Origin of the sequence: Mycolicibacterium cosmeticum (genome assembly GCF_000613185.1) — a bacterium.
Taxonomy (GTDB): domain Bacteria; phylum Actinomycetota; class Actinomycetes; order Mycobacteriales; family Mycobacteriaceae; genus Mycobacterium; species Mycobacterium cosmeticum.
The window spans coordinates 1,093,315-1,105,193 of the sequence record NZ_CCBB010000003.1 but is presented as its reverse complement, the minus strand read 5'-3'; the positions used below and the strand labels follow the sequence as shown (position 1 = coordinate 1,105,193).

Below are 11,879 nucleotides of genomic sequence, written 5' to 3'. Positions count from 1 at the left end.
CACGGACCCTTGACCCATGTACGTCCCCGCCCACTTCGCCGCCGACGACGCCTCGGTCGATGACCTGCTCACCCACCACGGCGCAGCCGACCTGATCACCGCCACGCCCGACGGCCTGGTCGCCACCATGCTGCCGTTCGTCTACGACGCCGAGCAGCGCACGTTGCAGGGCCACGTCGCCCGCAACAACCCGCAGTGGCAACTCCCGGTCCTCGGTGAGGCGCTGGTGATCGTCCGCGGCGCGGACTCCTACATCTCCCCCAGCTGGTACGCGTCCAAGGCCGAGCACGGCCGTGTCGTGCCCACCTGGAACTACCTGACCGCCCACGTGTACGGCACCGTCACCGTGCATGATGACCCGGCCTGGCTCGACGGCCTGGTGCGCCGGCTCACCGACAAGCACGAAGCCAACCGACCACAGCCATGGAGCGTCGACGACGCCCCGCAGAAGTACCTCGCCGGCCAGCTGCGCGCCATCGTGGGCATAGAGCTCGCCATCACCCGGATCGAGGCCAAGTTCAAGCTCAGCCAAAACCGGCCCGCCGCCGACATCGACGGAGTCATCAACGGGCTCAAGGCATCCGGCGATGACGCCGGTGCTGAAGCGGTCCAGCGGCTCCGGCCCTGACCGCCCGGCACGAACGAGAGCTTGAGCACGAAATCTGCGAACCAGGTGACGCACACGGTCACGTTCGCGGTCAGCCGGCCGGGATGATCGGCAGCGTGATCGACGACGGATGGGCCGGATCGTGCAGGATCGTCTGCACGGCGGGCAGTGTCCTGGTGTCCTGGCCGAACGGCGCCCCGGTGTTGGGATTCGGCGCGAACTGCGGGTAATCACTGCTGGAGATCTCCAGCCTCACCCGATCGCCTGACCTGAATTCGTAACTGGTCGGCCAGATTTCGATCCGCAACTCGTACGGCCGGCCCGGCTCGATCGGCGCCGGCTGCGACAACGAGTCCCGGAACGCGGTCCGCAGAATCCCGTTGTTCAGGTTCACCGCCTGCCCGTCCGGCTTCACCACGACGAGTTTGGCCGTGAAATCGGTATCGACCGCGGACGACGCCGCCCACAGCGTCACCGTCGCGGGCCCCGTGATCTCCGTGTCCTGGGACAGCGGGGCCGAGTCGTACACCAGCACGTCGGAGCGCTGCTCCACCGGCGTCTGGTCATAGGGACCTTGCGGCCCCGACAGGGCACCGCAACACGAATGCCCACCCAGGCTCGGCGCCGGATACGCCGGGTCATAGGTGTAGGTGTCCGGCCCTTGCGCTGCCGGCAGCACGGGTTGCAATGAACCCCTGCGCTGCACCAAACCACCGTTTCCGGACAGATACCAGTTCACCCATTGGGTCTGCGGCAGCGGCCAACCCGAGGCCTGGCGCCAGGCGTTGGCGCCCATCACGAAATAGTCGACGCGCGGTTGGCCGCCGATGCCGTTGTCGGCACCCTTGAGGAAGTGGTCGTACCACTGGAGCATCAGGTCGTTGATAGGGCTGTTGCCGACCGGGCCGATATCGGAAAGCATTGGCGCCGGCCGCGAGTCGGGCCGGCCCCAGGCCACGTGATCCCACGGCCCGATGACCAGTCGCTGGTTGGCGCGGGCAACGTCGCTACCACCGCGGGCCGTCATCCCGGTGAAGTTCTGCACGCCGCCGGCGAGGAACGCGTCATACCAGCCCTCGAAATGCAGCACCGGGATCCGCACCGAGGGATACCGGTCCCGGATGCTGACGGCGCGCCAGAAGTCATCGCGGGAACTGTGCCGGATCCAGTCGAAGTACCACGGTGCGACGGCCGGATTGTTCGGCTGCAGCGGCGGAAGATCCTTGAAGGGACGGAAATTCAGCCAATGTGTCGGCTCGGCCGCCGCCGCCTCCAGACGCGCCAGCGCCTCCTGGTCCTTGCGGTTGCGGGCCGCGGTGCTGGCAATGGAGTCGATGGCCCACGGCTGCACGAACGCCAGCCGGAACTCCCCACCCTCATAGGTCCAGCCGTCGTAGTAATCCGATGCGGTGTTGGCCGGGACGATGGTCACCAGGTGTGGCGGTGCGGTGACCGCGGCAAGCCACTGGGTGGCACCGACATAGGACGAGCCGTACATACCGACCTTGCCGTCGGAGCCGGGCAGGGCGGCGGCCCACTCCACCGAGTCGTATCCGTCGTTCATGTCGTTGGTGAACTCGCTGAACGTGCCGCCGGAGGTGCCCTGGCCGCGCACATCCTGCACCACCACCAGATAACAGTGCGAGGCAAACCAATCCGGTGACTGATACCGCGAGGGCGCCACCTGCGCGCCGGTCTTTCCGTACTGGGTCCGCATCAGGATCACCGGGACGGGGCCGGTGTTCCTGGGCCGGTAGACGTCGGCGCGCAACACCACTCCGTCACGCATGGTGGCCGGCACGTCGCGCTCGGTGTCGACGGCACACGACCCTCGCCCGGCGGTCGACGGGAACGGCGCCGACGTCGTGTTCCGGCCCGGACCGCAGCCGGTGACCAGGAGCAGAATGGTCACCAGCATCGCCGCGGCTCGCACAGTGGCAGCCTACTGCCCGACCAGCCAACCCAACACGGTCAAGCCGATCATGCCCAGCAACAGCACAGGCCCGAGAACCGCTGCAGACGACGGGGCGCCGACGACGGCGATGACCGCACCGATGCCGGTGGCCACCACCAAGAACAGCAGTCGCAGGGCCAGCACGAGGCGCTCCCGTAGCACCGCGACCAGCATCGGTCCGGGCACGTTGCACACCACCCAAACGGTCACCGCACCCAAGGCGAGGCTGAACGCCGCAGTGAAAAGCCTTGGCACAAGGGTGGAGTGGTGCAATTCCTGCACATTGCCCACGAATACCAGAGCGGACGCGAGGAATACCACCGCTGCCGTCGCCGGCCTGAGCACCCGGATCAGAACGGCCCCGATACCGTCGCGCACCGCCGGGCCCAACTGCGGATCGAGCCGGCCGGCGTCCAGGAAGCCGCGCAGCGCCTTGGTCAGCGTTCCCCAGTGCAGCCTGGTGACGGCCAGGTTGTGCGTGGCTGCCGCATGACCCGGTTCCAGGCGCAGCGCCTGGTGGTAATCGGACTCGGCCGCCGACCGATTCACGGTCCGCAGCGCGATGTCGCCGCGCAGCACCAGGGCGTCCGCCGATCCGGGATTCAACCGCAACGCCTCGTTGACCACCGGCAGCGCCTCGCGGTCGAAACCGGCCTGGTGCAGCAGCCGCGCATAGATGGAGAACGCCAAGGGGTCCTCGGGGTGCTCGGCGGTGGACCGCCACGCCAATTGAAGTGCTTCCTGGCGCCGGCCCAGACCGTGCAGCGCCAGGGCGTACACCCGCTCGATGTACGCATTGCCCGGCATCGCGCCGAGCGCGGAATGGGCGGCCGACGCGGCTCCCCCGTAATCCCTGAGCCCCAACCGCGCCTGCGCGTACCGCGCCAGCAACGGACCATTACCCGGATCGTGAGCCAACGCCGCCCCCAACACCTCGGTCGCGCGTTGGTAGTCCCCCGCATCGAGGTAGACCGCGGCGGCATCATTCGCGTTCGCGGCGGCCGACATCACCGAACCCTTCGGCGCGTCATCTCCGCAGCATGCCGAATCACTGCGCCACCGGCCATCATTGGTCCCCCCTCGATCGCTGAGCAGAATTCTACGCAGCGCGGGACCGGACTAATCCAGGCTCGTCGCCTGCAACACCAAGGTGGCGTGGCCGCGATCCAGGAACGCGTAGGTGCTCGTCGCCGGCGGTGTGGAGAAGCCGTTGTCGAGCCGTTCCCCGGTGAGGAACGGGCCTTGGGGTACGTCGGCACTGAGTTCGTCGCGCACCCGGGGCTTGCGGCCGGTGTCGGTGGGCTGGAAGAGCTTCATCATGGCTTCTGTCACCTCCGGTGACAGCTTCACCACGGCATCGGTCCACCGCACTCCGGCGGTGGGGGCACCGGCATCGCCGGTCCACTGCACCCACGAGACCGCTTCCGGCGCCCCGATGGTGGGAAAAACCGCCACCAGGGCGGGGATGTCGTGACGCACCGGCACCGGCGGCTCGGGTGGCGGCTGAGATTTGTCGTTGCCGTGCGAACAGCCGATCGCCGCGACGGCACACACAGCCGTCGCGGCGATCGTCCGCGTGAATCTTCTGGGCACCGGGCTCAGTAGCGGTAGTGCTCCGGCTTGTACGGGCCTTCGACGTCGACGCCGATGTACTCGGCCTGATCCTTGGTGAGCTTGGTCAGCGTGCCACCGAGCGCCTCGACGTGGATGCGCGCCACCTTCTCGTCCAGGTGCTTGGCCAGCCGGTAGACCTCGTTGTCGTACTCGTCGTTCTTGGTCCACAGCTCGATCTGGGCGATCACCTGGTTGGAGAAGCTGTTGCTCATCACGAACGACGGGTGGCCCGTCGCGTTGCCCAGGTTGAGCAGCCGGCCCTCGGACAGCACGATGATCGACTTGCCGTCCTCACCGAAGATCCACTCGTCGACCTGCGGCTTGATGTTGATCCGCTTGGCGCCCGAGCGCTCCAGGGCGGCCATGTCGATCTCGTTGTCGAAGTGGCCGATGTTGCCCAGGATGGCCTTGTCCTTCATCGCCTTCATGTGCTCGAGGGTGATGATGTCCTTGTTGCCGGTCGAGGTGACGACGATGTCGGCGTCCCCGATGGCCTGCTCGACGGTCACCACGTCGAAGCCGTCCATCAGCGCCTGCAGCGCGTTGATCGGGTCGATCTCGGTGACCTGCACGCGGGCGCCCTGGCCGGCCAGCGACTCCGCGCAACCCTTGCCGACGTCGCCGTAGCCGCAGATCAACACCTTCTTGCCGCCGATCAGCACGTCGGTGCCGCGGTTGATGCCGTCGATCAGCGAGTGGCGGGTGCCGTACTTGTTGTCGAACTTGCTCTTGGTGACCGAGTCGTTGACGTTGATGGCCGGGAACGCGAGCTCACCGGCGGCGGCGAACTGGTAGAGGCGCAGCACACCGGTGGTGGTCTCCTCGGTGACGCCCTTGACCGACTCGGCGATCTTCGTCCACTTGGTTTTGTCCTTCTCGAAGCCCTTGCGGACCAGTTCCAGGAAGACCTTCCACTCGGCCGAGTCGTCTTCCTCGGCGGGCGGGACCACGCCGGCCTTCTCGTACTGCGCGCCACGCAGCACCAGCATGGTGGCATCCCCACCGTCGTCCAGGATCATGTTGGCCGGCTCGCCTTCCCAGGTGAGCATCTGCTCGGCGGCCCACCAGTACTCCTCCAGCGTCTCGCCCTTCCAGGCGAACACCGGGGTGCCCTTGGGCTCCTCCGGGGTGCCGTGCGGACCGACCACCACGGCAGCGGCGGCGTGATCCTGGGTGGAGAAGATGTTGCAGCTGGCCCAGCGGACCTGCGCGCCGAGCGCGGTCAGCGTCTCGATCAGCACCGCGGTCTGCACGGTCATGTGCAGCGATCCCGAGATCCGCGCGCCCTTGAGCGGCTGGACGTCGTGGTACTCGCGGCGCAGCGCCATCAGGCCCGGCATCTCGTGCTCGGCCAGGCGAATTTCCTTGCGGCCGAAATCGGCCAGCGACAGATCGGCGACCTTGTAGTCGATGCCGTTACGGACATCAACCTTCAGCTCAGACATGTAAGAGCCCCTCTTTTTTTGAACCGTCAATGACTGTCGGCGGCACAGCTGTGCCCCGAAGACACCTCTAGCCTGCGGGCTCGCGGGACAGGCGCTCGGCGCTCTGACAGCTAAGGGGTGTCGATAACACCGTATCGCTCGGCGAACGGTGACATGAGCCGGGCCAGGTCACGGGCCACATCGTGGTCGGCCTCCGGCGGCATGGACACATAACTCATGGCCAGCCGGACGATGGCGCGGGCCAGCACTCCGGCGTCCTCGTCGCTGGACCGGATCCAGCTGGTCTGGAAGGTTTCCTGCAGCCGCGTCGAGCAGCGGGTGATGATGGGCCCGCTGCCGATGGTGATGATCTGCAGCAGGTCAGGCTTGGCGGCACCGGTCAGCAGCGAGATGACCAGCGGATCGGACGCCGAGTCGGCGAAGAAGGCCCGGAAGCCCTCCAGGAACGCCTCGTACACCTGCCCGACGTTGTGGTTGATGGCGTGCGCGACGGCGTCGACCAGGCGGTCGGCCAGCCGCAGCGCATATCCCTCGGCCAGGCCCTGCCGGGAACCGAACTCGTTGTAGATGGTCTGCCGGCTGATCCCGGCGGCCCGCGCCACGTCGGTCAGGGTGATCGAGGACCAGTCCCGCACCAGCAGCAGCTCCCGCATGCCGTCCAGGATCGAGTCCCGCAGCAGCACGCGCGATGCCTCGGCGTACGGCACGCGTGGCGCCGTCCGCCGAGGCATCGAGGTGTTCACAGGGCCGAGGTTATCGCCTAACCCCACCCAATCGGCGGTCAAGGACGAGAGACCTCCACCATGTCGAAGTCCGATTTCGCCGCGCCGCAGTCCGGGCAGCTCCAATCGTCGGGAATGTCGTCCCACCGGGTGCCGGGGGCGATACCGTCCTCCGGCCAGCCCTTGGCCTCGTCGTACTCGAAGCCGCACTGGATGCAGACGTAGAGCTTGTAGTCACTCATGCTTTCGCACCGATCTCTTCGAAGTCGACCTTCTCCCGCACCGCACAGTCCGGGCAGGTCCAGTCGTCGGGTACCTCGTCCCATGCCGTTCCGGCCGGGAACCCTTCGCGCGGAGCGCCTTTGGACTCGTCGTAGACGTAGTCGCAGCCGGGACAGCGGTAGGCGCTCATGCTCAAGCCCTCCGCTCTTCGCGCGAGCGTCCCCCTGCGCTTCGCGCGGGAGGTGCCCCCACATCGCCAGCCCCGTACTTGGCCAGCACCTTGTCCCGCATCCGCGGATGGATGTTGGCGCGGGTGATATCGCCGTCATAGTGGGCGAGCACCCGGTGGTCCATCACCTTGCGCCACAGCGGCGGGAAGTAGGTCAACCCGATCATCGAGGCGTACCCGCTGGGCAGGTTCGGCGCACCGTCCATGCTGCGCAGGGTTTGGTAGCGCCGCGTCGGGTTGGCGTGATGATCGCTGTGCCGCTGCAGGTGATAGAGGAACAAGTTGGTGACGATGTGGTCGGAGTTCCAGCTGTGCACGGGCGCGCACCGCTCGTACCGGCCGGACTCCAGCTTCTGCCGCAACAGCCCGTAATGCTCCAGGTAGTTGACGGTCTCCAGCAGGGCGAAACCGTAGATCGCCGAGATCAGGATGTACGGGATCAACCCCAGACCGAAGATCGCGAGCAGGGCACCGTAGAACACCACCGACATCGCCCAGGCATTGAGCACGTCGTTGGACGGGTGCCACTTCGACTTCCCGGCCCGCTCCAGCCGCTTGGCCTCCAGCTCCCAGGACGACTTGAGGCTGCCCCACACGCTGCGCGGCAGGAACTCCCAGAACGTCTCGCCGAACCGCGCCGAGGCGGGGTCTTCCGGGGTCGCGACGCGGACGTGATGCCCGCGGTTGTGCTCGATGTAGAAGTGTCCGTAGCAGGTCTGGGCCAGGGTGATCTTGGACAGCCAGCGCTCCAGCGAGTCCTTCTTGTGGCCCATCTCGTGGGCGGTGTTGATACCGACACCGCCGAGCACCCCGACCGACAGCGCCAGGCCGATCTTGGCCGGCCAGCCCAGCCCGCCGTCGAACCCGAGCCAGCCAAGGTCAGATGCGGTGAACAGGTAGGCGCCCATGATCACGCTCGCGTACTGGAACGGGATGTAGATGTAGGTGCAGTAGCGGTAGTACTTGTCGTTCTCCAACCGCTCCATCACCTCGTCGGGCGGGTTCTGGCCGTCCGGCCCGAAGAACCGGTCCAGGATGGGCAGCAGCACGTACACCAGCAGCGGCCCGATCCAGAACGGGACCTGGGCCGCGGCCGACCACCCGGCGTGGTTGAACGCCCACACCACCGGCAGCATCACGAACAGGGCCGTTGGCGCGATCAGGCCGAGCAACCAGAGGTAACGCTTGCGGTCCCGCCAGTCGGCAGCCGGGACCGGCTGGGCTCGAAGATCGGTTTGCGACGTCATCGTCAGTCAACTCCTCCTGTGAGTGGCATCACCATTGGAGTTGACTATAGACCGCTGTTTGTCCGACGTCTAGACAAACAACCATCATTTGTAAAACGAGTTGGGTCAGGCCCCCAGGGTGCGGGTGAAGCCGTCCGGAATGACCAGGTCGGACGGCCCGAGGTCGTGCACCGAGGACAAACCGAGCCCCAACAAGGCCGAATCGATACCGCCGCGCAGAATGTCCAGCACGTTCTCGACCCCGTCCTGGCCACCGGCGGCCAGGCCCCACAGGTAGGCCCGGCCGAGCATCACGGCGCGGGCCCCGAGGGCCAGCGCCTTGACCACGTCGCTGCCGCGGCGGATGCCGCCGTCCAGCACGATCTCGATATCGGAGCCGACGGCCGCGGCGATCGCGGGCAGCGCCCTGATCGAGGCGGGCGTGCCGTCCAGGTTGTTGCCGCCGTGGTTGGAGACCGAGATGGCGGTGACACCGGCATCGACGGCGCGCTTGGCGTCGTCGACGCGCATGACGCCCTTGAGCATGAACGGCCCACCCCAGCGCTCCCGCAGCCAGGCGATATCTGTCCAGGTGGGCAGCGGCGTCTGCATCCACTCGCCGTAGGCGCCGAAGAAGGTCGGCGCGGCGGACCCGGGTTCGGCCAGATTGGGTGCGGTCAGATCCGGCACCCGGCCGGTGCGGGCGAAGTCGAGCAGCCAGCGCGGCCGCCGCAGCCCCTCCGGCGCGAACCGGGCCATCGCCTTGAGGTCCATGCGTTCCGGAATCTTGGGACTGCCCCAATCCCGGCCGTGCGAGAAGGACCAGTCGGTGGTGAGGATCAAGCCGACGGCGCCGGCCGCACGCGCCCGTTCCATCCTGGCCTCGAGTTGGTCGCGGGTCCCGGTCCAGTACATCTGGAAGAAGGTCTGCGGGTTGGCCGCGGTCACCTCTTCGATGGCCTTGCTGGCGAACGACGACAGGCTCATCGCGGTCCCGCGGGCCGCCGCGGCACGCGCCACCGCCACCTCACCGTCGGGATGCACGGCCTGCACACCGGTCGGCGAGATGAAGACCGGCAACGAAATCGACTGGCCCATCACGGTCGTGGCGAGATCGCGCTTGCTCGACAGACCGGCCACGTGCGGCGCGAAGCCGAGCTCGCCGAACGCCGCGATGTTGTCCGCGACGGTGCTGCCCTTCTCCGAGCCGGCCAGCAGCGCGCTGTACACACTCTTCGGCAGCCGTTTCGCGGCGCGGCGTTGCGCCTCGGCCACGGTCTCGAACCATGCCATCGTCTCGCTCCTTACAACAATTCACTGACGGGGTTGACGTCGCACACCCGCCTGGGCTTCTTGAGCACCGTCAGCGGCAGCGAACGGGAATGGTCCACGGCCGGGCGCGGGATGGAACGCTCGGCGCTCAGCGCCGATTCGCCGTAGCCCTGCACACATTCGGGATCCGGGCCGTCCATCGGCAGGCCGGTGAAGAACTTGGCCGCCATGCATCCCCCGCGACAACTGTCGAAGTGCGCACACGATGCGCACGCACCGCCGGTGGTCGGGTTGCGCAGTTCGGCGAACAGCGGGGCGTTCTGCCAGACATCCTGGAATCCGTTGCTGGTGAGGATGTTTCCGGCCAAGAACTTCTCGTGGATGGCGAACGGGCAGGCATACACATCGCCGACGGGATCGATCAGGCACACCACCCGGCCGGCACCACACAAGTTCAGCCCGGGCAGGGCGCTGCCGTACGCCGACAGATGGAAAAACGAATCCCCGGTAAGAACACCGTCACCGCGGGCGACCAGCCAGTCGTAGAGCCGGCGCTGTTGTGCCGGGGTGGGGTGCAACTCGTCCCAGACATCTGCGCCGCGGCCCGAGGGGCGCAGCCGGGTGATCCGCAGCGTCGCTCCGAAACGATCCGCCAGCGCCTTGAATTCATCGAGTTGCTCCACATTGTGCCGGGTGACGACCACCGAGATCTTGGCGTCCTTGAAGCCCGCATCCTTGAGGTTCGTCAGGGCACGCACCGCCATGTCGAACGAGCCGGGACCGCGCACCGCGTCGTTGATCTCGGCGGTCGCGCCGTCCAGCGAGATCTGCACGTCGACGTAATCACTGGCGGCCAGTTTGGCGGCCACCTCCGGGGTGATGCGCACCCCGTTGGTCGAGAACTTCACCCCCACATGGTGTTCGGTGGCGTAGTCGACCAGCTCCCAGAAGTCCGAGCGCACCGTCGGCTCACCGCCGCCGATGTTCACGTAGAACACCTGCATGCGTTCCAGCTCGTCGATGATGTCCTTGCACTGCTGTGTGGTCAGCTCCCGCGGGTCGCGGCGGCCCGACGACGACAGGCAGTGCACGCACGACAGGTTGCACGCATAGGTCAGCTCCCAGGTCAGGCAGATCGGGGCATCCAGGCCCAGCTCGAACTGGTCGCTGAGGGTGACCGCCGGCGACATCGTCGTCATGACTGCACCAGCATCTGGGAGTGCGCCAGCGTGGCAAGTGCTTTGGTGTAGGGCTCGCAGTCCCGCACCCCGGCCGCGGCCAGGGCGGCCGCGGCGCTGGGGTGTTGAGGCAGGGACTGCACCACCTCGACCACCGTGCGGTTCTTCAGGAAGGACAGCTTGCGGGTACCGAAGTGGTACAGCAGCGCGCCGAACGGCTCGGGCCGGACGGCGACCTGCGGGTGCAGTCGCCAGGCGCCGTTCGGATCGAACGGCATGTCAGTACACCCCGCACATACCGTCGATGAGGACCTCCTCGACCAAGGTCTCCTCGACCAGCGGCGTTGCCGTCGTGCCGGTTTCGGTGGCGTCATGAGTGGGCATCGGTACCTCCAGGGCTGTGATGGACACCACTCACGCTAAGTCACGCCGATGTCGGGCAACACTGGCCGGACGGGCAGTTGGCCACCCACCCGGTCAGGCGCAGATCGCACCCAGTTGGTGCGGGCGTATCCCCCATCATCGCCAATAGCGTTGTCCAGCATGACCGTTGCTCTCCTGGATCCCGCCGAGGTCGATCCCCTCGCGCCGACGGCAGTTGGCGTGTGGCACGGTGACGGGGTGCGGGTGCTGCGGCGCCGTCCGCACGGCCAGGGGTGCGGGGCCCGATTCACGGCGTTCCGCGACGGCGCCGTCCTGACGGTGGAGCACGACCTCGCACCGCACGAGCTGAACGACGAACTGGCGGTGCTGCTGACCGAGCAGCTGGGTACCTGGCTGCGGGGCCGGCCGGAGTTCGAGCAGGTGTTCACCGGCGTGGTGCGCTCGACGGTGAACGGCGGCATGGCGGCGTGGCTGCGGTTCTACCGCAACTCCGTGGCGGCGCTGGAAGACGGCAGCGCGGCGTTCGCCCCCATCCACGAACGGGCCGCCGAGCTGGTCGCCGGCCCCCGGCTGATCGACCTGGGATCCTGCTTCGGCTTCTTCCCACTGCGCATGCAGCGCCGCAGTATCGACGTCCTGGCCACCGACCTGAGTGGGCCGACGATGGACCTGCTGGACGCGGTGAGCCGCCGCCTGCAGCGCCCGGTGCGCACCCTGCGTTGCGACGCCGGCCGGGTGCCCTTGCCCGACGGGGCGGCCGACACCGTCACCGCGCTGCATCTGCTCGAGCATCTGGACGTGCCGACCGGAGACCGGGTGCTCGCCGAGGCATTGCGGTTGGCCCGGCACCGGGTGGTGGTGGCGGTACCGTTCGAGGACCACCCACAGGCCTGCTACGGGCATATCCGCCGATTCGACATCGACACGTTGACGGGCATCGGTGGACGCCTCTGTGCCGCAGACCCATCCATGCGCGTGACCGTCTTCGAACACCACGGCGGCTGGTTGGTGCTCGACCGGCGGTAG

The 11,879-nt window shown here is 67.4% G+C and carries 14 protein-coding genes; 2 read left to right on the top strand and 12 right to left on the bottom strand.

Annotation, left to right across the window (positions count from 1 at the left end; all coding sequences use genetic code 11):
• Positions 1–16: 16 nt before the first annotated feature.
• The gene (locus tag BN977_RS24495) at positions 17–628 is read left to right on the top strand and encodes an FMN-binding negative transcriptional regulator (RefSeq protein WP_036402146.1); all 612 of its coding nucleotides are present in this window, start codon (positions 17–19) and stop codon (positions 626–628) included.
• Between the two features lie 70 nt (positions 629–698).
• On the opposite strand, the gene BN977_RS24490 is transcribed toward BN977_RS24495, so the two are convergent.
• The 12 genes from BN977_RS24490 to mftA form a co-directional block, all read right to left on the bottom strand.
• The gene (locus BN977_RS24490; protein WP_036402143.1) at positions 699–2,525 is read right to left on the bottom strand and encodes a CocE/NonD family hydrolase; all 1,827 of its coding nucleotides are present in this window, start codon (positions 2,523–2,525) and stop codon (positions 699–701) included.
• 24 nt (positions 2,526–2,549) lie between these two features.
• Positions 2,550–3,569: a tetratricopeptide repeat protein gene (locus BN977_RS24485; protein WP_024454353.1), complete on the bottom strand. Its 1,020-nt coding sequence runs from the start codon at positions 3,567–3,569 to the stop codon at positions 2,550–2,552.
• A 111-nt stretch (positions 3,570–3,680) separates the two neighbouring features.
• Positions 3,681–4,154, bottom strand: coding sequence for a hypothetical protein (locus BN977_RS24480; protein ID WP_131590202.1), 474 nt, complete (start codon positions 4,152–4,154; stop codon positions 3,681–3,683).
• 5 nt (positions 4,155–4,159) lie between these two features.
• On the bottom strand, positions 4,160–5,620 hold the full coding sequence (gene ahcY, locus BN977_RS24475) for an adenosylhomocysteinase (protein WP_024454351.1): 1,461 nt from the start codon (positions 5,618–5,620) through the stop codon (positions 4,160–4,162).
• 110 nt (positions 5,621–5,730) lie between these two features.
• The gene (gene alkX / locus BN977_RS24470) at positions 5,731–6,351 is read right to left on the bottom strand and encodes a TetR family transcriptional regulator AlkX (protein WP_024454350.1); all 621 of its coding nucleotides are present in this window, start codon (positions 6,349–6,351) and stop codon (positions 5,731–5,733) included.
• Between the two features lie 50 nt (positions 6,352–6,401).
• Positions 6,402–6,584, bottom strand: coding sequence for a rubredoxin (locus BN977_RS24465; RefSeq protein WP_024454349.1), 183 nt, complete (start codon positions 6,582–6,584; stop codon positions 6,402–6,404).
• The gene (locus BN977_RS24460; protein ID WP_024454348.1) at positions 6,581–6,754 is read right to left on the bottom strand and encodes a rubredoxin; all 174 of its coding nucleotides are present in this window, start codon (positions 6,752–6,754) and stop codon (positions 6,581–6,583) included. Before BN977_RS24460 ends, BN977_RS24465 begins: the two co-directional genes overlap by 4 nt.
• Positions 6,755–6,756: 2 nt before the next feature.
• On the bottom strand, positions 6,757–8,040 hold the full coding sequence (locus BN977_RS24455) for an alkane 1-monooxygenase (RefSeq protein WP_051561870.1): 1,284 nt from the start codon (positions 8,038–8,040) through the stop codon (positions 6,757–6,759).
• Positions 8,041–8,145: 105 nt separating this feature from the next.
• Entirely contained in the window at positions 8,146–9,312 is a 1,167-nt protein-coding gene (gene mftD / locus BN977_RS24450) for a pre-mycofactocin synthase MftD (protein ID WP_024454346.1), read from the bottom strand.
• Positions 9,313–9,323: 11 nt separating this feature from the next.
• Positions 9,324–10,490: a mycofactocin radical SAM maturase gene (mftC, locus tag BN977_RS24445; RefSeq protein ID WP_024454345.1), complete on the bottom strand. Its 1,167-nt coding sequence runs from the start codon at positions 10,488–10,490 to the stop codon at positions 9,324–9,326.
• Complete coding sequence (gene mftB, locus BN977_RS24440) at positions 10,487–10,747, bottom strand: mycofactocin biosynthesis chaperone MftB (protein WP_024454344.1); 261 nt, start codon at positions 10,745–10,747, stop codon at positions 10,487–10,489. Before mftB ends, mftC begins: the two co-directional genes overlap by 4 nt.
• A gap of 1 nt (position 10,748) precedes the next feature.
• Positions 10,749–10,853 (bottom strand): mycofactocin precursor MftA, encoded by a 105-nt coding sequence (gene mftA / locus BN977_RS33160; RefSeq protein WP_191262503.1) that lies wholly within the window; start codon positions 10,851–10,853, stop codon positions 10,749–10,751.
• A gap of 159 nt (positions 10,854–11,012) precedes the next feature.
• Here mftA and mftM point away from each other — a divergent pair, with 159 nt between their 5' ends.
• Positions 11,013–11,879 (top strand): mycofactocin oligosaccharide methyltransferase MftM, encoded by an 867-nt coding sequence (mftM, locus tag BN977_RS24435; protein WP_036402139.1) that lies wholly within the window; start codon positions 11,013–11,015, stop codon positions 11,877–11,879.